This is a genomic window from Tannerella forsythia (genome assembly GCF_003860135.1).
GTDB lineage: Bacteria > Bacteroidota > Bacteroidia > Bacteroidales > Tannerellaceae > Tannerella > Tannerella forsythia_A.
Window position 1 is genome coordinate 90,975 of record NZ_RQYN01000005.1, and the last position, 21,958, is coordinate 112,932.

General features: G+C 49.2%; 20 protein-coding genes and 1 tRNA gene. 12 read left to right on the plus strand and 9 right to left on the minus strand.

What is annotated here, in order from left to right; translation table 11 throughout:
- Window positions 1-258: 258 nt before the first annotated feature.
- Window positions 259-345 (minus strand) — tRNA-Ser (locus EII41_RS02725).
- 249 nt (window positions 346-594) lie between these two features.
- On the opposite strand from EII41_RS02725, the gene dnaN reads away from it, so the two are divergent.
- The 6 genes from dnaN to rlmB are packed head-to-tail and all read left to right on the plus strand — an operon-like array spanning window position 595 to window position 7,076.
- A complete protein-coding gene (dnaN, locus tag EII41_RS02730; RefSeq protein ID WP_124751654.1) occupies window positions 595-1,719 on the plus strand; it encodes a DNA polymerase III subunit beta in 1,125 nt (374 codons plus the stop codon).
- An 11-nt stretch (window positions 1,720-1,730) separates the two neighbouring features.
- Complete coding sequence (locus EII41_RS02735; RefSeq protein WP_124751653.1) at window positions 1,731-2,492, plus strand: 3'-5' exonuclease; 762 nt, start codon at window positions 1,731-1,733, stop codon at window positions 2,490-2,492.
- 52 nt (window positions 2,493-2,544) lie between these two features.
- The gene (gene coaBC, locus EII41_RS02740) at window positions 2,545-3,750 is read left to right on the plus strand and encodes a bifunctional phosphopantothenoylcysteine decarboxylase/phosphopantothenate--cysteine ligase CoaBC (protein WP_124789328.1); all 1,206 of its coding nucleotides are present in this window, start codon (window positions 2,545-2,547) and stop codon (window positions 3,748-3,750) included.
- A complete protein-coding gene (locus tag EII41_RS02745; protein WP_124751651.1) occupies window positions 3,747-4,652 on the plus strand; it encodes a DUF4835 family protein in 906 nt (301 codons plus the stop codon). Before coaBC ends, EII41_RS02745 begins: the two co-directional genes overlap by 4 nt.
- Window positions 4,653-4,655: 3 nt before the next feature.
- Window positions 4,656-6,320, plus strand: coding sequence for a DNA repair protein RecN (gene recN / locus EII41_RS02750; protein ID WP_124789329.1), 1,665 nt, complete (start codon window positions 4,656-4,658; stop codon window positions 6,318-6,320).
- A 12-nt stretch (window positions 6,321-6,332) separates the two neighbouring features.
- The gene (gene rlmB, locus EII41_RS02755) at window positions 6,333-7,076 is read left to right on the plus strand and encodes a 23S rRNA (guanosine(2251)-2'-O)-methyltransferase RlmB (RefSeq protein ID WP_185711809.1); all 744 of its coding nucleotides are present in this window, start codon (window positions 6,333-6,335) and stop codon (window positions 7,074-7,076) included.
- A gap of 379 nt (window positions 7,077-7,455) precedes the next feature.
- Here rlmB and EII41_RS02760 read toward each other — a convergent pair whose 3' ends face one another.
- Window positions 7,456-8,277: a DUF6261 family protein gene (locus EII41_RS02760; RefSeq protein WP_124751648.1), complete on the minus strand. Its 822-nt coding sequence runs from the start codon at window positions 8,275-8,277 to the stop codon at window positions 7,456-7,458.
- Between the two features lie 479 nt (window positions 8,278-8,756).
- Between EII41_RS02760 and EII41_RS02765 the strand changes: the two genes are divergently transcribed.
- Genes EII41_RS02765 through EII41_RS02780 form a run of 4 tightly spaced genes read left to right on the plus strand, consistent with a single transcriptional unit; the run spans window position 8,757 to window position 11,802 of the window.
- A complete protein-coding gene (locus EII41_RS02765; RefSeq protein ID WP_124751670.1) occupies window positions 8,757-8,984 on the plus strand; it encodes a hypothetical protein in 228 nt (75 codons plus the stop codon).
- Between the two features lie 57 nt (window positions 8,985-9,041).
- Window positions 9,042-9,788 (plus strand): glycoside hydrolase family 16 protein, encoded by a 747-nt coding sequence (locus EII41_RS02770; RefSeq protein ID WP_260425454.1) that lies wholly within the window; start codon window positions 9,042-9,044, stop codon window positions 9,786-9,788.
- A gap of 3 nt (window positions 9,789-9,791) precedes the next feature.
- Window positions 9,792-10,484, plus strand: a complete 693-nt coding sequence (locus tag EII41_RS02775; RefSeq protein WP_124789330.1) for a DUF5020 family protein — start codon at window positions 9,792-9,794, stop codon at window positions 10,482-10,484.
- 28 nt (window positions 10,485-10,512) lie between these two features.
- Window positions 10,513-11,802 (plus strand): NCS2 family permease, encoded by a 1,290-nt coding sequence (locus tag EII41_RS02780; protein ID WP_124789331.1) that lies wholly within the window; start codon window positions 10,513-10,515, stop codon window positions 11,800-11,802.
- A gap of 19 nt (window positions 11,803-11,821) precedes the next feature.
- Here the strand turns inward: EII41_RS02780 and EII41_RS02785 are convergent, their stop codons facing one another.
- The 3 genes from EII41_RS02785 to EII41_RS02795 are packed head-to-tail and all read right to left on the minus strand — an operon-like array spanning window position 11,822 to window position 14,494.
- Window positions 11,822-12,916: an endonuclease/exonuclease/phosphatase family protein gene (locus tag EII41_RS02785; protein ID WP_124789332.1), complete on the minus strand. Its 1,095-nt coding sequence runs from the start codon at window positions 12,914-12,916 to the stop codon at window positions 11,822-11,824.
- Window positions 12,917-12,918: 2 nt separating this feature from the next.
- Window positions 12,919-13,803, minus strand: coding sequence for a rhomboid family protein (locus EII41_RS02790; protein ID WP_124789333.1), 885 nt, complete (start codon window positions 13,801-13,803; stop codon window positions 12,919-12,921).
- Window positions 13,784-14,494, minus strand: coding sequence for a rhomboid family intramembrane serine protease (locus EII41_RS02795; protein WP_411292572.1), 711 nt, complete (start codon window positions 14,492-14,494; stop codon window positions 13,784-13,786). Before EII41_RS02795 ends, EII41_RS02790 begins: the two co-directional genes overlap by 20 nt.
- 206 nt (window positions 14,495-14,700) lie before the next feature.
- On the opposite strand from EII41_RS02795, the gene EII41_RS02800 reads away from it, so the two are divergent.
- Window positions 14,701-14,973, plus strand: coding sequence for an HU family DNA-binding protein (locus EII41_RS02800; RefSeq protein WP_124751642.1), 273 nt, complete (start codon window positions 14,701-14,703; stop codon window positions 14,971-14,973).
- A 152-nt stretch (window positions 14,974-15,125) separates the two neighbouring features.
- Here the strand turns inward: EII41_RS02800 and folB are convergent, their stop codons facing one another.
- Window positions 15,126-15,479, minus strand: a complete 354-nt coding sequence (gene folB / locus EII41_RS02805) for a dihydroneopterin aldolase (RefSeq protein WP_124751641.1) — start codon at window positions 15,477-15,479, stop codon at window positions 15,126-15,128.
- A gap of 89 nt (window positions 15,480-15,568) precedes the next feature.
- On the opposite strand from folB, the gene EII41_RS02810 reads away from it, so the two are divergent.
- Entirely contained in the window at window positions 15,569-15,988 is a 420-nt protein-coding gene (locus EII41_RS02810; protein ID WP_124751640.1) for a polymer-forming cytoskeletal protein, read from the plus strand.
- Here the strand turns inward: EII41_RS02810 and EII41_RS02815 are convergent.
- The 3 genes from EII41_RS02815 to EII41_RS02825 form a co-directional block, all read right to left on the minus strand.
- Entirely contained in the window at window positions 15,981-18,674 is a 2,694-nt protein-coding gene (locus tag EII41_RS02815; RefSeq protein WP_124789334.1) for a 4-alpha-glucanotransferase, read from the minus strand. The genes EII41_RS02810 and EII41_RS02815 overlap by 8 nt on opposite strands.
- Window positions 18,675-18,685: 11 nt before the next feature.
- Complete coding sequence (locus tag EII41_RS02820) at window positions 18,686-21,223, minus strand: adenosylcobalamin-dependent ribonucleoside-diphosphate reductase (protein ID WP_124789335.1); 2,538 nt, start codon at window positions 21,221-21,223, stop codon at window positions 18,686-18,688.
- 422 nt (window positions 21,224-21,645) lie between these two features.
- On the minus strand, window positions 21,646-21,816 hold the full coding sequence (locus tag EII41_RS02825; RefSeq protein WP_014225652.1) for a DUF362 domain-containing protein: 171 nt from the start codon (window positions 21,814-21,816) through the stop codon (window positions 21,646-21,648).
- Window positions 21,817-21,958 lie beyond the last annotated feature (142 nt).

The following is a 21,958-nucleotide window of genomic DNA, read 5'->3' on the forward strand; positions in this document are numbered from 1 at the left end:
AATTTCAAAATTAGTTTCAATAATCAAATTATGAGATATATAAGGGCTGCCTATTCCAGACAAAACACGGCCAAATTCAGACAATTCGTAACCTATTTTGCTTTTTGAGGAGTAGGTTACGAATTGGTTACGAAACCATGTCCTTTTTTGGCTTATCAGTGACTTTAAGTGGAACCCATACTATATGAAAAAAGTCCCACAAATCAATGATTTGTAGGACTTGTCTTGCTTTTGACCTTTTTTGTCTTAGTCTTCCGGCGGAAAGCGAGGGATTCGAACCCCCGGTACAGTTGCCCGTACACCGCATTTCGAGTGCGGCCCATTCGACCACTCTGGCAGCTTTCCTTCCTTTTCTAAAGGACGCGCAAAGGTAATATGTTTTTCAGAAAATACAAAAAACGAAATAAATTTACTTGTCGGTCCCCTTTTTCGCTCTTTCTGGAATTGGGGCTTTTCTTACGCCTTCTTTGTTGTCTCTGAAATGCTTGTCTTTATTTTGCGATTTTTAGAGCGGATAATGTAAAAGTTTTACTATTTTTGCTCGACTTATCAAACAGACAAAATAATATTAACTATAAGAAAATATAAACCGTTATGAAATTTGATGTATCAAGTTCCGCGTTGTTGACACGCTTGCAGTCGATCAGTAAAGTGATTGCTTCGAAAAATACGCTGCCTATCTTAGACAGTTTCTTGTTTCAGTTGGAGGGCAATAAACTGACGATTACGGCTTCCGATGTGGAAACTCGTCTGGTGACAACCGTCGATGTGATGAATGCCAGCGGAAGCGGTCTGTTTGCTGTTTCTGCCAAGATTCTCTTAGAGCCGTTGAAAGAATTGCCGGAACAACCACTTGTGTTTGAGATCAACGATGATAACTTGTCGACCGTTGTGCGTTACGAGAACGGGAAGTATGAATTTATCGGCCAGCGTGGTGATACATATCCTCAACAAAAACCGTTGGGCGAAAACGCCGTAGACCTCACCATGGAGTCGCAGGTATTGTTGAATGGTATCGCGCGGGCGTTTTTTGCTACGGCCGACGACGAACTTCGTCCGGTGATGAACGGAATCTACTTTGATATTCAGACCGATAATCTGACGTTTGTCGCTTCGGATGGTCATAAACTGGTGCGGTTGCGTAATCTGGCTGTCAGATCGGAAGGGCGTGCTTCGTTTATTTTGCCGAAGAAGCCGGCAAATTTATTAAAGGCTTTATTACCTAAGAATACCGATCCGGTCAAGATCGCGTTCGATGAAAATAATGCTTATGTGAAGACGGCTAATTTCGAGATGGTCTGCCGTTTGATAGAAGGGCGTTATCCGAACTACAACAGCGTGATTCCGCAAGATAATCCCAACAAAGTCACGGTCGATCGCGTATCGCTGCTGACGGCCTTGAAGCGCGTATCCGTTTCTTCCAATCCGGCCAGCGGTCTCGTTAAGTTACAGCTTTCGAAAGATGCCATGATGATTTCGGCACAGGATATTGACTTTTCTACTTCGGCCGAAGAACGGGTGATGTGTCAATATGAAGGAATGGATTTGAGCATCGGATTCAAAGGGACCTTTTTGATCGAGATATTAAGCAACATCAACTCGGGCGAAATTGTGCTGGAATTGGCTGATCCGTCTCGCGCCGGAGTGATTGTACCGGTGGAAAACGAATCGGATGAAGAACTCCTGATGTTGCTCATGCCGATGGTCTTGAACGATTAAATCACGATTACATGCAGCTCAATTTAGCCAATCCGCTGGTGTTTTTCGACTTGGAAACTACCGGTGTGAATATCTGTAAAGACCGGATTGTCGAAATTTCGTATTTGAAAATTTCGCCGAACGGAAAAGAAGAAGGGAAAACCCGGCGCATCAATCCGGGAATGCCGATCCCACCGGAGGCAACGGCCATACATGGCATTACGGACGAGGATGTGAAGGATTGCCCGACCTTCAAAGAGATTGCCAAATCGCTGGCGTCGCAGATCGAAGGGTGCGACTTGGCCGGATTTAATTCGAACCGTTTCGATATACCGCTGTTGGCCGAAGAATTTTTGCGTGCGAATGTGAATATTGATTTGTCCAAACGTAAGTTTGTCGATGTACAGACCATCTTTCACAAGATGGAACAGCGCACGTTGCAGGCTGCCTACAAATTCTACTGCGACAAAGAGTTGGATGACGCGCATAGCGCCGAGGCCGACACGAAAGCGACGTATGAGGTCTTGAAAGCTCAGTTAGACCGCTATCCCGATTTGAAGAACGATGTGAAATTTCTTTCCGAGTATTCGAGTTTTACGAACAATGTCGATTTCGCCGGACGGATGATATATAACGACAAAGGCGAAGAAGTGATCAACTTCGGGAAGTATAAAGGACGTTTGGTGACGGACGTGCTGCAAACCGATCCGGGATATTATGCATGGATTATGGGCGGGGATTTTCCGCTCAACACGAAGCAGAAACTGACGGAGATCCGGATGAGGATGAAGTAGCGACAAATCACCGACAAAGATAATAAGAAGCAAAGCTGTACGTTGTAAACGTATGCGAGGAAAAAAAATCATATTAGGCATAACAGGCGGTATTGCCGCCTATAAGGCCGCTTATCTGATCCGTGCTTTGGTGAAGGAAGGGGCGGAGGTGCAGGTGGTGATGACGCCGGCCGCGAAAGAATTTATCACGCCTCTGACCTTGGCCACGTTGAGCCGTAAGCCGGTTATCAGTGAGTTTTTCTCTAACCGCGACGGATCGTGGAACAGCCATGTCGATTTGGGATTGTGGGCCGACGCGATGCTTATCGCCCCGGCTACGGCTTCGACGATCGGGAAGATGGCGAACGGCGTAGCGGATAATATGCTGGTGACGACGTACCTCTCGTGCAAGGCGCCTGTTTTTATCGCTCCGGCGATGGACTTGGATATGTTTGCTCATCCGTCGACGCAGCAAAATCTGGCCCGTTTACGTTCGTACGGTAATCATATCATCGAACCGGGCGAAGGCGAATTGGCCAGTCAGTTAGTCGGCAAGGGACGGATGCGCGAGCCCGACGAGATTGTCCGTGTGCTGGCTGCTTTCTTTGTCGCCTCGAATGATTTGCAAGGGAAAACGATCCTGATCACGGCCGGCCCTACCTACGAGAAAATCGATCCCGTACGTTTTATCGGCAACTACTCTTCGGGAAAGATGGGCTTCGCGTTGGCCGAGGCGTGCGCGCGAAGAGGCGCGAAGGTACGATTGATTGCCGGGCCTGTTTCGTTGAAAGTAGATCATCCCAACATCCTGCGGACAGACGTCGAGTCGGCCGATGAGATGTATGAAGCGACGGTGTCGGCTTTCTCCGATGCGGAGATCGCGATTCTTTCGGCGGCGGTGGCCGATTATCGTCCGGCGGAGGCAGCGTCGCAGAAGATCAAGCGCGAAGGACGGGAGGCGCTCTCGTTATCGTTGGTGCGCAACAGGGATATTGCGGCCGTGTTGGGCGAGAGGAAACGTGCCGGGCAGTATGTAGTGGGCTTCGCCTTGGAAACGAACGACGCCGTGGCGCATGCGAAGGAAAAATTGGCGCGAAAAAAGCTCGACATGATTGTGCTGAACTCGCTTCAGGAAGAAGGGGCGGGCTTCGCGTGCGATACGAACAAAATTACCGTGATCGACCGTGAGGGGCAGATGACCGACTTTCCGCTGAAAGATAAAAAAGCCGTGGCCGACGATATCTTAGATTGTCTGAAAACGTTAATAACAAAGGGATGAACAGAAGAAAGAAGTGGCTTGTCTGTCTGTTGGCAACGCTGGCGTTAAGCGGCTGGTCGCAGGTATCCGAACTGAATGCGAAGCTATCGATCAACAGCAGTAAGGTACAGGGCACGAACAAGGAAGTTTTCAACACCTTGCAGAGGGCGTTGAACGAGTTTATCAATAATAAGAAATGGACGAACGCCAAATTTTCGCCCAATGAACGAATCGACTGTACGTTTACGATGATTGTCAATACGCAGGAAGATAATCGCTTCAGTTGCGAGTTGCAAGTACAGGCGCGTCGTCCGGTTTATAATTCGTCTTACGCGACTACGATTTTTAACTTCCGCGACACGCAGCTCGATTTCCAATATATGGAGAACGAGCCGTTGGAGTTTTCGGAAACGACGTTACAGAGTAACCTGACGGCAACGATCGTCTTTTATATTTATGTGATTCTGGGCATCGATTTCGACGGTTTTTCGCCCAAGGGCGGGAGTGTTTTTTTCCAGCAGGCGCAGCAGATTCTGACGTTGGCGCAGTCCGAACCGTCGTGGAACGGTTGGAAGGCGTTTGAGAACGACCGCAACCGTCATGCGTTGATTACGGCGCTGACCGAGAATCAGAGCGAGGGGTACCGTCAGTTCTGGTACGATTATCATCGCAAGGGGCTGGATGAGATGGCGGCCAACGCCGATCGCGGACGGACGAATATCCTTGAGGCGTTGCCCGCTTTGGCGGCGTACAAGAGTGCGCGCCCCACTTCCATCCTGCTGCAAGTTTTTTCCGATACGAAACTGGATGAGCTGGTGGCCATCTACTCCAAAGCCACGACGCAGGAGAAGCAAGCCGGCTATAAAACCTTGTCGAACCTCTATCCGGGCCAGACGAACCGGCTCGAATCGCTTAGAAATTAACGTATGCTTCAATCGCTTTTTATACGAAACTTCGTCTTGATAGACGAACTCCATATTCGCTTTGACGAAGGCTTTTCGGTCGTGACCGGCGAAACGGGAGCCGGAAAGTCCATTATTCTCGGGGCGTTGGCGCTCGTGCTGGGACAGCGCGCCGATTCGAAGAGCATTCAGTCCGGCGCGGATAAATGTGTCGTCGAGGCCGTGTTCGACGTCTCGGCTTATCGGCTCGAAGACTTTTTCCGGTCGCATGATCTGGAGTATGACGCGGAGAATTGCATCTTGCGCCGCGAGCTGATGAGCAGCGGCAAGTCACGCGCGTTCATCAACGATACGCCGGCTCCGCTCTCGGTAGTCAAGGCTTTGGGCGACCGGCTCATCGATGTGCATTCGCAGCATCAGAATCTTTTGCTGGCCGATACGCAGTTTCAGATGAACGTGGTCGATATCATGGCCAAAACGGAGCCTTTGCTGGTCGATTATCGGCGGGAATATGATCGTTATCAATCCGTCGTACGACAGTTGGACGAGCTGGAAGCGTTGGCGGCCAAGAGCCGGCAGGACGAGGATTATCTGCGTTTTCAGGTCGAAGAATTACGCACGGCGCAGTTGACGGCCGGCGAACAGGAAGAGCTGGAGGCCGAACTGGAAACGCTCTCGCATACGGAAGAGATCAAGTCGGCGTTGTATAAAGTCACCGACAGCCTGATCGGAGAGGAGAGGGGCGTGGTGCAGCAGCTGAAAGGGGCGCTTCATGATGTCGAAGCGTTAGAAGCGTACTTCCCGAAGGCGAAAGACTTTGCCGAGCGCTTGCGTTCGGCATGGACGGACATGTCCGATCTGGCATCGGAGACGGATGTGTTGAAGGAAGACGTGGAGTTCGACCCGAATCGTTTGGAGTGGGTCAACGAGCGACTGAACACGATTTATTCGTTGCAGCAGAAACACCGTGTGCCGTCGGTCGAGGAGCTGCTGGCGTTACAGCAGCGGTTTACGACGCAACTCTCGGCCATCGATTCGTTCGACGAGCAGATGGAGGCGCTCACGAAGCAGCGCGAAACGATTTACGAGGCGTTGATGGTACAGGCCGGCGCGCTGACGGCTCGACGCCGTGAGGCGGCCGCCGAGATAGAACGGCAGCTTGTCGACCGGATGGTGCTGCTGGGCATGCCCAATACCCGCTTCGGGATCGAGCTGGCACAGAAAGAAAAGCCGTCGGCCGACGGCATCGACGAGGTTCGTTTCCTTTTTTCGGCCAATAAGAACGAAGCGCTCAAACCGGTGGCGCAGACGGCCTCCGGCGGCGAAATCTCCCGCCTGATGTTGTGCATCAAGGCCATGATTGCCGGTTTTGCCGCGTTGCCGGCCATCATCTTCGACGAGATCGATACGGGCGTATCGGGCGAGATTGCCGATAAAATGGCCGACATCATGCAGGATCTCGGACAAAAGATGCAGGTGATCACGATTACGCATCTGCCGCAGATCGCGGCCAAAGGACGGGCGCATTATTTCGTCTACAAGGAAGATACGGCCGAACGGACGTTGACGCGCATCCGTCCGCTGACGACCGAAGAGCGCGTCAACGAAGTGGCGCGGATGCTCAGCGGAGCGTCGCTGACCGACGCCGCCGTGGCGAACGCGAGGGCGTTGTTGCAAAAAGAAAAATAAACCGAAAGAGAGATGAGTGATAAAGACATGATATTCGGCATTCGTGCCGTGATGGAGGCGATACAGGCCGGCCGCGAGGTAGACAAGATTATGGTGAAAAAAGACTTGCAGGGCGACCTGATCCGCGAGCTGGGCGAGCTGCTCAAGGGACGGATGGTGCCGGTGCAACGGGTGCCGGTGGAGCGGTTGAACCGCATCACGCGGAAGAACCATCAGGGGGTGATCGCGTTTGTTTCGGCCGTGACGTATCACCGGCTCGAAGACATCATTCCTTTTGTGTTCGAGCAGGGGCGAGACCCGTTCATCGTGTTGCTCGACGGAGTGACCGACGTGCGCAATTTCGGGGCGATAGCCCGCACGTGCGAGTGTGCCGGGGTCGACGCGCTGGTTATCCCGTCGGAAGGGAGCGTTTCGGTCACGGCCGATGCGATGAAGACTTCGGCCGGGGCGCTCAACGTGTTGCCCGTATGCAAGGAGCGCACCATTCATCAGGCCATTCGATTTTTGAAAGACAGCGGGGTGAAGGTGTTTGCCGCTACCGAGAAGGCCTCGGCAAGTTATACCGAGGTGTCGTACGACGGGCCGGTGGCCCTTGTGATGGGCGCGGAAGATACGGGTGTTTCGGCGGCGAACCTGCGCGTCTGCGACGAGATGATCCGGATCCCGCAGGTTGGCTCCATTGCTTCGCTCAATGTGTCGGTCGCTACCGGGGTGATGCTCTTCGAAGCCCTCCGACAACGCTCCGAACGGAAATAATCAATTACGAATTACGGATTACGAATTACGAACGCCTCGGCTGTCCGAACGCAAATAACGCAAATGGCGCAAATCAACGCAAATTAAAACTTGTGTTCCTTGTCATAAACTTGTGCCCCTTGCGGTTCTGACTGCTGACCGCTGAAAACAGATAGCTAACGAACAATTACGAATTACGAACGCAAATAACGCAAATGGGCGCAAATCAACGCAAATTAAAACTTGTGTTCCTTGTCATAAACTTGTGCCCCTTGTGGTTCTGACCGCTGACCGCTGAAAACTAAACAATCCCATTGCAAAAGGGGGAATGTCATCCCGACAGCCCCCTCTCTGAAAAATATGAAAAGCTCTTTTATATAAACCTTCATGAAACCTCGTTTTATGTCGCCTGCGGCGTTTCACTGCCGCCGCCGTCTTCGGCCGGAGGATTTTGCGGATCGGGTGCCGGCGGTTCCGGCTCGGGCGATCCTCCTTTCGACCGCCGTCGGGCGATCGTCTCCTGCAACTGACGGCTCAGCGCGTTCACCCGGTCGATGACGCCGCCCAGCTCTTCGGCCTTTACAATATCGTGCGTGATCAGCTCGTTGACCTGATACAGGGCGCCGATGCCGCCGATCAGGGAGCGGAACGCCTCGTCCACCTTCGGACGGATCGCCTTCATGTTGTCGCGCTCGTAACGCTCCAGCTTCTCGCCCGAACGCATGCCGTACAGCGTGTTGAATTCGTTGTTGGCTTTGTCGAGCATCTCGACCGGCCCTTGCAGATCGAGCAAATGCACGTCGTCGCGATAATCCTCACCCAGCAAATCCTGCGTCAGGTTCGTCACCAAGGCCGTATTTTCGGCAAACGGTTGTTGGTTGGCCAGCCGGTACGGTTTCAGGGCGAACGAGAGGCGTTCGGCCGCGGCGCGTTTTTCGGGCACGGGATGATACAGTCCGCTGTCGATCATTTGTCGCACGAAGACGAACAGGTCGTCGCGTTTGCGGTCGCATTCCTCGATTTCTTTCGTCTTGGCATACGCCTGATTCTGCTTGTAGGCCCGGTCTTCTTCGGCAAACAGCGTAGTGTACGTCGTGCGTAGCGGCGAGAGCAGATACTGCGTCGCGAATCCTTCACTGATGATGCCCAATACATCGTTATGATACTGATAATGCTCTCCGTTGCGAGCATTGTTTAGATTGATTTTGATGAATTCTTTCATGATGTGTAAACTTTAAGCGTTTTTCAATTTTTGAATTTGTTAAAAAATACGTTCAGAAAGTTCTGAAACCTTGCCGATGAACTTTTTTATACTTTCAGAAAGTTCTGAAACCTTCCCAATGAACATTTTTGTGCTTTCAGAAGGTTCTGAAAGCTTTCAGAAGGTTCTGAAACCTTGCCGATGAACTTTTTTATACTTTCAGAAGGTTCTGAAACCTTGCCGACGAACTTTTTTACCTTTCAGAGAGTTCTGAATGATCTTTTGCTAATGAAAGCTGCTAAAACTCTCTGAATGCTTTTCCTGCCTTTTCTTCGACCGTTTCTCCCGCTTGGCGAAACGTGTCGCGGCCGGTTTTCGTGTTTCTCCTCCTTTCTTTTGTCCGGTCGCGGGGGTAAAGATACATATTTCTGCGGATATATTATACAATGTATAAAAAAAATAACAGGGTGGCGGCATTTTTTTGTTTGTCGGGCGAAGAAATGCCAATAAAATATAATATCTTCGCCCGCAAAATGGGAAAAAGAAAAATCATCTTACGGATATTGTCGGTGTTAATCGTGCTGATTGGCGTGGCGAGCGCGGTCGCTTACTTCGTGTTGCGCCCGGAGAAAGAATGGATGGCGTTTTATGTACTCTGCTGCGGCGGAGTCTTGATCGTCAATCTGATTCTGATGATGATTTTCGCCGCTAAAAATATCCGGAAATAAAAAAACACTGGTATGACGAAACGTGTACTTTGCGCTTTAGGGCTTGTTGCTGTGGTCATGCTCGCCTGTACGGCTTGTTCGGAGAAGGTGGATGACTCGTGGCAGTTGGTGTGGGAAGAAAATTTCGACGGCGATACGTTCGACTCGTCGCGCTGGAGTAAAATTCCGCGCGGAAAATCGGACTGGAATAATTATATGAGCGACTTCGATTCGTGCTATCACGTGGGCGGCGGACTGCTTACGCTGCGGGGACTGAACAATTACAGCCTGCCCGAAGATACGGCCCGATTCCTCACCGGCGGACTGTATACGAAAAACAAGGTCGGTTTCGCTCACGGACGCCTCGAAATCCATGCCAAGCTGGGGAACGCCACGGGCGCGTGGCCGGCTTTCTGGCTTCTTCCGTTCGACGGGGCGCAATGGCCCGGAGGCGGCGAAATCGATATCATGGAGCGGCTCAATGATGAGGGGATCGCCTACCAGACCGTCCATTCGCATTACACGCACGTGCTGAAGGAAACGTATCCGCCTAAAGGAGCTACCGGCGCCATTCGGGCGGACGATTACAATACGTACGCCGTCGAACTGTATCCCGACAGCGTTTCGTTCTACATCAATAACCATCATACGTTTACCTATCCCCGCATCGAAACGGACAAGGAGGGACAATTTCCGTTCGACCGCGAGTTTTACCTGCTGCTCGACATGCAGCTGGGCGGACAATGGGTGGGGCGTGTCGAGCCGGCTCATCTGCCGGTCGAGATGCAAATCGACTGGGTGCGCTTTTATCAAAAACGAAAATAAACAATGAAAACGATCATCAAACACGGGCTGCTGGGCGCAGCCCTTTTGCTTTGCGGAGCATTACAGGCACAGAACGTGCAGGTGCATTACGACTTCGGACGGGCCACGAACGACAAGTTAGGCAGCCGCCCGCTTTGGACTACGACCGTCGAAATGTTTAAACCCGACAAATGGGGCAGTACGTTCTTCTTTGTCGATATGGATTACAAGTCGGACGGCGTGGCTTCGGCCTATTGGGAAATCAGCCGCGAACTGAAATTCTGGAAAGGCCCGATCTCGGCGCATCTCGAATATAACGGCGGACTGCCGTTCGTTAAAAACGCGTATCTGGCCGGCCCTACGTACAGCTACAATAACGCTCAGTTCACACGCGGGTTTACGCTCTCGGCCCTGTATAAATACATCCAGAAAGCCAACGAACCGAATAACTTTCAGCTGACGGCCACGTGGTACCTCCATTTTGCCGACGGAAAATGCAGTTTCATGGGATTTGCCGACTGGTGGCGCGAACCGAGTGCCGTGGGCGAGTTCGTGTTCCTGAGCGAACCGCAGTTCTGGGTCAACCTGAACCGGTTCAAAGGCGTCGACGAAAAATTTAACCTCAGCTTAGGCAGTGAAGTCGAAGTCAGTTACGATTTCGCCGGGCGCGACGGCCTCTTCGTGATTCCTACGCTGGCTATGAAATGGAGCTTCTAAACCGTAACAAAATAATGATTTTACAGCTATGAACTTATCCAAACTCTTCGGGTTCGATCCTCGAACCATGAATGTCAAAACAGAAATACTCGCGGGAATCACGACGTTCCTGACCATGGCCTATATCCTGGCCGTGAATCCGAATATTCTCGGATCGGTAGGGATGGACAAAGGCGCCGTCTTTACGACTACCGCCATCGTGGCCGTGCTGGCTACGCTCGTCATGGCGCTCTACGCCAAAATGCCGTTCGCGCTGGCGCCCGGCATGGGACTTAACGCCTTCTTCGCCTATACGGTCTGCATGACGATGGGCTACAGTTGGCAGTTTGCTCTGGCGGCTGTCTTTATCGAAGGATTGATTTTTATTCTGCTCACGGTAACGAACCTGCGCGATATGATCGTCCATGCCATCCCGGCTTCGCTCCGTAATGCCATCGGGCCGGGAATCGGATTGTATATCGCTTTCATCGGGCTGAAAAACGGCGGCGTGATCGTGCATAGCGACGCGACGTTCGTGACGTTGGGTACGATCACCCACGGGGCCGGTCTGCTCTCGGTCATCGGGATCGTGCTGACCAGCGTGCTGCTGATTCTCAATGTGCGCGGCGCCCTGCTGCTCGGTATCCTCGGTACCGCCCTGATCGGCATCCCCATGGGACTGACCGTGTACGGCGGCGTGACGAGCATCCCGCCTTCCATCGCGCCGATTGCCTTTCAGTTCGACTTTTCTCAGCTCTTTACGATCGATATGCTGATCGTCATCTTTACGTTCCTCTTTATCGATATGTTCGATACGATCGGTACCTTGGTGGGCGTGTCGACGAAGGCCGGGATGATCAAAGACGGTAAAGTGCCCCGCCTCCGGAAAGCCTTTATGGCCGATGCGCTCGGCACGACTTTCGGGGCCCTGCTGGGCTCGAGTACGGTAACGACCTACGTCGAAAGCGCTTCGGGTGTGGCGCAGGGCGGACGCTCCGGACTGACGGCCTTCATCACGGCCGTCTGCTTTGCCGCGGCCTTGCTCTTCGCACCGATTTTTCTGGCGATTCCCGGAGCGGCCACGTGCCCCGTGCTCGTCATTGTCGGGTTGTTTATGCTCAGCCCCATCAAAGATATCGACTTCGAAGACTATTCCGAAGCGATTCCGGCGTTTATATGTCTTATCCTCATGCCGCTCACGTATAGCATCTCGGACGGTATCCTGATCGGTATCATCAGCTACGTGCTGTTGAACCTGCTCGGCCGGAAATACCGGAAGCTGACCCCGGCCATGTACGTGCTGGCTGTACTGTTTGTGCTGAAGTATATTTTTATTTGAGAAGAGCTCTCCCCGGAAGCTATTCCGGCTTCAGATAACACCATACCGGGTAATGGTCTGAGAGCTTGACCCGATCGACGGTCGCCCGGTAGGCCGTCATATTGGGCGAATGTAAGATATGATCGATGCGGAACCAAAACATGTTTTCGTTATAACTTACGCCCACACCCCGCCCCGATTCGACGTATGCATCCCGCAGCGGTCCTTGTATCCTTCTGCGGGCATACGAGATCGGCGTGTCGTTGAAGTCGCCGCATACGATGAGGTAGTCTCCTTGCAACGCTTCGATTTCGTCGGCAATGATGTCGGCCTGTTCCGCCCGGATGCGGAAAGCTTCTCCCATCTTCTGCTGTAAAGATCCGCGGATATTGTCGAATGTACCCGTATTGGCGTTGCGGATAAAGTCGGAATATTTCGAACGGTCTTCGACCGTAAACTTGAACGACTCTAAATGATTGTTCATCACAATCAGTTTCTTGCCTTTCACATTGAGCTCATGCACGGCCGATCCGTTGAACGAACTGTCGTAACGTATCTTTCGGGAGCCGCGTATCGGATATTTCGAATAAATGGCCAGTCCCGTTGTATAATGCGGATAATGAACGAGCGGTACGTGGAAATGATAAGGATACATGCTTAGCGCGCGGGCAATTTTGTTTTCGGTCAGAATGTCCGTATGTCCTTCCAGATATTCCTGCATACAGACAATATCCGCGCCCGATTCGGCAATATACCGAATGATTGGGTTGGGCTGCTCGGTGGTATGATCTTTATATCCGAAACACATGACATTATACGTTAATACCTTGATCATCTCTTCGCGAGGCGGCTGCTTCACCTGTAAATGAAACGGTATGTATTGCTTGATCGGTTTCCAGCAGACCAGAAAGGAGCATAAGACCACGAAGGCATGGTTCCATTTGCGCGTGATGCTCCAGAGAAGCAGAAAACCGACGTTGAGGAACAGAAAAAGAGGAAAAGCCAGTCCCAGATAAGCGAACAGCAAATGATCGGCAGGCGACACCATGTCGGAGAAAGCCGATAGGAGAAGCAGGAGAACGACACCGCCGTTGAGGACGGCAAGAAGGCTATGTATCCACCGGAGCGCTTTCATTTCTACTTCTTGCTGGCGTCGAACAATGCTTTTTTCTCCTCGGACGAAAGGCTTTCGTAGCCGGAACGTTTCAGCTTGTCCAAGATCGCGTCCAACGCTTGCGATTCGGCCTGTTTGCGTGCACGGTACTCCTGATCCGTCTCAGGCCGCCGTCCGTAGGTTACTTTCATCCGCGGCGGGCGTCTCTTTCTTACATTGACTATCCGGTCGATCAAACGGTTCAGATAAACCGTCAAATCTTTTCCCTGCTTGAGTCGGAAAGCGAACAGCATCCCCCACAACGCTCCTCCGATGTGGGCGATATGTCCGCCGGCATTGTCGGAAGTGATCGACAGAAAATCGATGATGAAGGCGAAGAAGGCAAGGTAGATCAGGCGTATCCGTCCGATAAACATCAGCTGGAGTTCGTAATCTTTCCGGTAGAACGAGACGGCGAAGACAATGGCCATGACCGAAGCCGAAGCGCCCATCAGAAAAGCGATCGTTTCCCTGTTTCGGAAATACGGAAAAAAATGATACGCCAGCATGTACATCAAGGCGCCGGCTATCCCGCCCGAAATATACACGCCCGCTAACTGACGCCCATTGAAAAACTCCATCGCGATACGGCCGAACCAGTATAACCACAGCATGTTGAACAACAGATGTAGGAAGTCGGTATGCAGGAACATATACGTAACGAATGTCCACGGTCTGTAGAGAAGTATCGCGAACGAAGAGGGAAGTTGCAGATAGGAGAGAAAGGCTGTGGAGTCGATCTCGAAGAGTTGCAGGCAAACAATCGCCAGCCGGACAAGCAGAAATATCCCTACATTAATATATATAAGTTTCGTAAGAATATTTCCTTCCGCAAACGACTGCTTGATTCTAATAAAAAAATTGTCCATGGTCTCTATTTTTCTTTTTCCAATACAGAATCAGGAAGAATCCGAATAGCATCCCTCCCAAATGGGCAAAGTGAGCCACATTGTCGTTACTGAAATTAGAGACTCCCATAAACAACTCGATCAGTCCATAGCCGATTACGAAATACTTGGCTTTAATGGGGATCGGTATAAACATGAGATACAACGGAGCATTGGGGAAAAGCATGCCGAAAGCGAGCAAAATACCGAACACGGCTCCGGAGGCTCCGATCGTTACGAGGGCGCTTACTCCGGGATCCATCGCTATTTGTTGTGAAATACTGATGCCATTTGATACGGCTAACGAATGAATCTGATAGAGCCAGGTCAACTCCTGTACAAGGGCTGCACCGATACCCGTCACCAGATAGAAGGTCAGAAAGCGTTTCGGTCCCCAAGTGACTTCCAAGATTCGTCCGAACATGAAAACGGCGAACATGTTGAAGAAAATATGTCCGAACGAACCGGTATCATGCATGAACATGTATGTGATCAACTGATACAATTTGAAGTCTTTAGTCCCGGGAAAATGAAGTCCCAACCAGTCGATCAGATGGATGCCGAGTTTGGGTAATACCAAGGTCGCCAGCCAACACAGAGCGTTAATTATAATTAAATTCTGAGTCACCGGAGGGATGCTTTGAGTTAGTCCGAATCTGTTTTGCATTGTCATCTGTTTCTTGTTTTGAGGCAAAAATAATGTATATTTTTGGCTTTCGCATCGGATTTTACCGGAAAATTGTACTTTCTCGAAAAAAAACGTTCCATAATTGTTGGTAGTCGAATTTTCAAACTATATTTGAGGCCTGAAATAAAGTAAAAAGATGGAACAGATAGATTATTGATTAATACTTTTTATTATTTTTAAATTACAACATTATGAACAAAACAGAGTTTATTGATGCTGTTGCCGCAAAAGCAGGCTTAAGCAAAGTCGATGGAAAAAAGGCTGTTGAAGCTATGATTAAAACGATTCAAGACGAGATGAAGAAAGGCGAAAAAGTGTCCATTTTAGGATTCGGTTCTTTCTCGGTCGTAAAAAAAGCCGCTCGCAAAGGGGTAAATCCGCAGACAAAGAAAGCGATTAACATCCCGGCTCGTCAGGTTGTTAAATTCAAACCGGGTGCAAGCTTGGCTCAAGTAACCAAGTAAGACAACGTTTATTTTTACTGAAGAAAAAGCTACTCTGTAAATTATGGACAGGGTAGCTTTTTGTTTTCAGAGTTTTCAGAAAAAATATGTTTGTCGATAAAACAAAAAAGTAACCTGACGTCCGGTCTCGATGGAAAGACGTTATGTCTTCGTTACTCTTCGAGTATGACCGATGCGCTTTTTACTTCACCTCCCAGAGGAGGAGATTGCTTCGAAATCTTCAATGTAAATCCGGAAAGTTCGGGAAAATGTGTTTTTAACGCTTTCAGAATCCGTCCGGCTACATGCTCGAGCAGTTGCGATGGAATAGCCATTTCGGCTTTTACGAGTTCATATACTTCCGCATAACTGACCGTATCGGCCAAATTGTCGGTTTGTAGAGACTTGAAGTGCGACATCGAAAAAGACAGATCAACCACAAATACTCCTCCTACCCGTGTTTCCTGCGGCAAAACCCCGTGATACGCATGAAATATCATGCCTTGCAATTCGATTTTTCCTTTCATTCTTGTTAATTTGTCTGTAAAAATAAGCAAAAAAACTTTCTTTGAAAAGAATAATATCTATATTTGCGACAAACCAAATTAAAAAAAACATGGTACGCACAAAAAATGAAGAAATACCCATTAGCAGCGGAGGAGTACATAACGTATTAGCTGCCGGAACAATTGTGACAGGAAGCATCGCTTCGGATTCCGATTTTCGTTTGGACGGACGGATCGAAGGCGATATCAATTGTAAAGGAAAAATCGTCATCGGTCCCAAAGGCAGTATCGTAGGGAATATCATTTCGGATAATGCCGAAATCTTGGGCGATGTGGAAGGTTCGATTCGCATCAAGGAAAAGCTGGTATTTAAATCTACCGCTATCATCAAAGGGGATATTTTTACACAGACGCTCGAAATCGAACCGGGTGCTCACTTCAACGGAACGTGTACGATGTCCGGTAAGAGCCAAATGGACGGAATGCAGGCTCCCGGAAATAAAAAAGCCAACGTCACTCCAATCAAGTGATTGTATTTGTGCGATGACTCTTTGAGAGCATCGCACGAATTTTTTGGTTGAAATCGGAGGCTTTCAAAAGCTGTTCGAGAGGGATATGTATGCGGTAGCGCCAATAATGATTCGGGTCTGCCGGGATATTGATACGCTCTTGTCGGGCATCTTTCCGTCTCAATTCATGGTCCATGGCCAACCAATCCTGCAAGGGAAGGATGGTCAACATGGAGTGTGCATACAGGTGTTCCGTGATTATTTGCTCGGCTATTTCAGGTGTACATTCTGCCGTTGTCGATTCGGATCCTTTTAAGACAAACTGAGCATATCGTCGCGTACGTTCCGGTTCTTCTTCCCACCATGTACGCAAAGGGCTCATATCGTGTGTCGAAGTTGTGCAGACAGAGTAGTAGGGAACCGCTTTCAAGTCGGTAAATTCTTGCCCGAATGCTTTGGATATGCGACCTAATTCGAGGCTCAGGATGTGCAGGTCTTCCATTACTTCTTGTACGGAATCGGGAATCATCCCTAAATCTTCTCCGCACACCAACATCTCTGTCGTCGCAACTAAGGGACGGAGCCTGTTTAACGCCGTTGCTTTCCAGAAGTCATGATGCCGTACGTAAAAAAAGTAAGCGTAGAGTTTGTCGAAAGCACTTTGCTCGGCTTCCGTCAATTCCTGATACCGGTATGATTGAGAGGCTGAGATACGCGGATGATATTTTCCCGGCTCGTAGGGGTCTTCCAGAAAAAGCACTTCATTGGCGAGTGCATAGAGGCCGGATTCGATTTGACGGGATACTCTATCTTCATGCCCTTCGAAGATCGATTGTATCTTTCGTTGGGTATCGCAAAACGGATTCAGGATCATGTGCTCCGCATCAATAGGGGAGAGGTAGTGGTCGATAACAACTTCCGTTTGCTCACCGAATAATTCCGACAGGTATTTCCGGTGAATGACCGCTGACGTAAATTCTTTTTTGAACGTCAGACCGTACGATGCGATTTCAGCCACGGTCAACGGCAAAGCCGGTCGGAAGTGTCCGCACAACCCTTGTACGTAATCGAGCGGAATTTCCCAGATACGAAAGAACCCGAGGATATGATCGATACGAAAACTGTCGAAATAATCGCTCATCTTACCGAAGCGCTTCTTCCACCACGTGAATCCGTCTTCTTCCATGATCTCCCAATTATAGGTGGGGAAAGACCAGTTTTGCCCCATGGCCGAGAAATCATCGGGAGGGGCGCCCGCTTGACCGTTCATATTAAAGTTGCGGGTGTCTGTCCATGCTTCCACGCTCGTTCGGTGAATGCCGATCGGCAGATCACCTTTCAGGATGATTCCTTTCTCACGAGCATAGTTGGAAACAGTTTGAAATTGTGTATGCAGGACGTATTGCTGGAAATAGATGAATGAAATTTCGGGATAAGCAGAACCGTTTTCCGCAGATAGTTTTTCAATCCGGAACGGACTGTATATCGCGTCTTTTCCCCATTTTGAGTAATCGGCCGTATGATATTGGTCACGTAAATAACAAAACGCTGCGTATGGAATCAGCCATTTCTGATTGTCTGCCCGGAAACGTTTGAAATCGTTGCTCGACAAAATGGCTGCACCTTCCTGTTCGAAGAAGGCGCGGCAATACGCTGTTTTATAATGTTCAACCGCTTCGTAATCGACTTCTTCCTTTTCATTGAGAACAATCTGTTTTTCCCGAAAATAGGCCATCCGTTCCGAATCGTTAAGTATCCCCATGTCGTATAGCGAGATATACATCGGGTGCAGGGCATAAATCGAGATGGCGCTGTAAGGATAAGAGTCTCTCCACGTATGCGTACGGGTGGTGTCATTCATCGGGAGCACTTGAATGATACATTGCTGTGTCTGCTCCGCCCAGTCGATCAATAATCGGAGATCATGGAGGTCGCCCACTCCGAAGCTTTGTTCGGATCGTAACGAAAAAACAGGGATGACGGTCCCTGCTCCTTTCCATTCGGGCAAATCTTCACGATACGGATATTCTGAAATCACCGTGACCTCATATGTTTCTGAAGGTTCCTTTGTCAGCAAACGATTATCTCCTTTTTCCCAATGGCAGACCTGTTTCGCTTCATCACAAACGAAAAATTTGTACTCAAACGGAAAACGAATCTCATTAGCATTGAGGCAAACTTCCCATTCGGCAGCACCGGAGGGACGTAGAAGTTTCGCTTGCGTTGTATCCCAATGTCCCAGACAAGCTTGATTGCCGGTAAGAGCTACCTGCTGATTCTTTTGCACCCGAGGATTCGGGATTCGGATGATCAAGCTTCGATCGGGCTGCTCGTGAGTGGGTTCAGACGCGTTGTGAGCGAACAAATTTTGCGTAAATGCCGAAGTATACAGCACGATATTCTTCGGTTCTTCACGCCAATAGTCATACAGACAGTAACTTGATGCAGTACGGTCAAAAACGATGCGGTGTTTTCGGTTCCACGGTTCGGTAGCTACTTTGCCGTCTACATCTGTCAGTATATAGTGATACTCGATTTCGGTGATCTCGTCGGGTAGCTCAAGTTGCAACGACCAATGTTCACCGTCCGTGCAATCCATCTCTTTCGCCATGACCGGCTCGCCACCACCCAATTCGGGAATGGAGCCACACACGCGCATCTTCTGCTGCGGGCACGTCCGATAACCGATATGGAAGGATATGTTCATCGATCAAATGTCTATCCGCAACGTGAGGCACCGCAGTTTTTGCAGATCAGGCAGCCTTCCTGATAAACGAGCGTCTCGTAGTCGCAGTTCGGACATTTTTGTCCTTTCAGCTCCGTGCCGTTGGGCAGGTATTTTTTCAATGCGCGTGCCACGCCGTTTTTCCACGTGTTAATCGATTCATTATTCAGTTCCATCTCCTGCACCAGCTTGATGACTTGACTGATGGGCATGCCATAGCGTAAAACACCCGATATCAATTTGGCGTAATTCCAGTATTCGGGTTCGAATTTGCTGTCCAGTCCTTCGAGCGTCATCTTAAAACCACGCTTGTTCTTAAACTGAAAATCGTAATGCTTGCGTCCGTCCGCGTCGTAGCTTTTGATGATGCTTCCTTTTTCTACCGTTTTCGGTAGCATGATGCCTTCTTCGTCATCGGCCAGACCGGTAAAGATTTCGTAGGGACGTCCGTTCATCAATCCGACGAAGGCGATCCATTTTTCACGATTGTTTTGGAACTTCACCACATCGGCTTCCAGCTCCTGCGGACGTGTCGAGACAATGACCGGAGGCTCCATGCAGTCTTCACTTTTCTTTTTCTTCTTTTCTGTCGACAGCAATACGCCCGAACGTGATCCGTCTCGATAAACCGTGCACCCTTTGCATCCTGAACGCCATGCTTCTACATATAATTTATCGACCATTTCTTCCGATACGTCGTTCGGCAGATTGATCGTTACGCTAATCGAATGATCGACCCATTTTTGGATACGTCCCTGCATCCGTACTTTCTGTACCCAGTCCACATCGTTCGATGTCGCTTTGTAATAAGGAGAGTGTGCAACGAGATTGTCAATTTCCTCGGCGCTGTATTTTTTTGTAGCCGAATATCCGTTAGCCAGCATCCACGTGACGAATTTATGATGAAAGACGACGTATTCTTCGAAGGCATCGCCCGTTTCGTCGACGTAATCTATGTGCACATCGGCGTCGTTCGGATTTACTTTGCGCCGACGTTTGTAGACCGGTAGAAATACGGGTTCAATTCCTGAAGTCGTCTGGGTCATCAGACTAGTTGTACCGGTTGGTGCAATGGTCAGACACGCGATGTTACGGCGTCCGTATTTTACCATATCGTCATATAAGGCCGGGGATTCTTGTTTTAAACGTAAGATAAACGGATTGCATTCTTCGCGTTTGGCGTCGTATATTTTGAATGCTCCGCGCTCTTTGGCCATCTCGACCGATGATCCATAAGCGGCCAACGCCAGCGTTTTCTGAATTTTTTCTGCGAAGTCGGTTGCTTCTTCCGTTCCGTAGCGGAGGTTTAAGGCGGCCAACATATCGCCTTCGGCCGTGATTCCGACACCCGTACGCCTTCCGGCCAGTGTCTTTCGCTGAATTTTCTGCCACAGTTCACGTTCTGTACGCTTGATATCCTCTCCTTCCGGGTCGGAGGCAATCTTTTCCAGAATCTTTTCAATCTTTTCCGATTCCAGATCGATAATGTCGTCCATGATACGTTGTGCCAGCGCAACGTGTTTCTTAAACAAATCGAAGTCGAAATATGCATCCTTGCTGAACGGGTTCACAACATACGAGTAGAGGTTGATCGCCAGTAGTCGGCAGCTATCATACGGACAAAGCGGTATTTCGCCACACGGATTAGTTGAAACTGTGCGGAAGCCCAAATCGGCATACGAATCGGGTACTGATTCTCTAAGAATCGTATCCCAGAATAATACGCCCGGTTCGGCGGATTTCCATGCATTATGAATGATTTTTTTCCATAGCGACCTCGCGTCGATGAGCTTCGTCACCATCGGGTCATCTCCGGCAATCGGATATTGCTGGTGATACATCGCACCGCTCACTACCGCTTCCATAAATTCGTCGTCGATTTTGACCGATACGTTCGCGCCTGTTACTTTACCTTCCGTCATTTTTGCATCGATAAATGATTCGGCATCGGGGTGTTTGATGGAAACACTTAACATCAAAGCTCCGCGACGTCCGTCCTGAGCGACTTCGCGTGTCGAATTCGAATACCGTTCCATAAAAGGTACGAGTCCTGTGGAAGTCAAGGCGGAGTTTTTTACGGGCGATCCTTTCGGGCGGATATGCGATAAGTCGTGCCCGACGCCTCCTCGGCGTTTCATCAGCTGCACCTGCTCTTCATCGATACGAATCACTGCACCATACGAATCGGCACTACCTTCTACACCGACTACGAAGCAGTTTGACAATGAGGCGATCTGAAAATCGTTGCCGATGCCTGTCATCGGGCTTCCCTGTGGTACAATGTACCGGAAATGATCGAAGAGTTCAAACAACTCCTGCTCCGACAACGGATTCGGATATTTCGCTTCTATACGGGCTATTTCTCTGGCCAGACGGCGGTGCATGTCTGTGGGCGTTTGTTCGTAAATGTTTCCGAATGCATCTTTCAACGCATATTTGTTCACCCAAACCTTCGCTGCCAATTCATCACCTGTAAAGTAATCTAACGAGGCCTGGTAAGCATCGTCGAATGTGTACGTTTTTAAGCCCATATTTTCTTTATTTATTTGTTGTGTTCTTTAGGCGGCAAAAGTAGTTATTCTTTATTTTCTTTGCTAAATTATTCCATGAAAAAAGATGTGGGTGTTGATAAGTTTTCTGATTGTGTTTTTTAAAATGTATTATATGAGTGTTTTGTATTTCTTTGGTGGGTAAAAAGTTTTCCAAAAAGAAAAATATAGTGAAGCGTGCAGTGATCTAAATGGTCTAACTTTGTTTATGTACGCATTGCTTTTTTGCAACATGTCTCTCCATGGTAAAAATAAGATTTTACTTATGAAAAGAAAGGAGGGGTATGGTGGATTTATTTCGATGGAGTGGTTGGCTCAATGTCTGTCATAATTTACAAGAAAAACGTAGAGTATGGAATGAATCGCATACTCTACGCTTTGATTTTTTAGCTTTTCTTCTTTGATTAAGCCCCCGGGCTGATTGCACCCGTCGGACATGCTTCTGCGCATGTTCCACAATCGGTGCATACTTCCGGATCGATGCGGTAGATATCTCCCTCAGAGATTGCTTCCACCGGACATTCATCAATACATGTACCACATGCAATACAATCTTCGCTAATTACGTAAGCCATTTTCTTTTATTTTTTAAAGTTAAAACAATGCAAAAGTAAACGATTCTTCCGATTAAAAAAAATGTTTGTCTCTTTTTTTATTCTCTTTTTATTATTTCCTTTGTCGCAATAACTTTTTTCTTCTTCCGTTATTCATACAAAT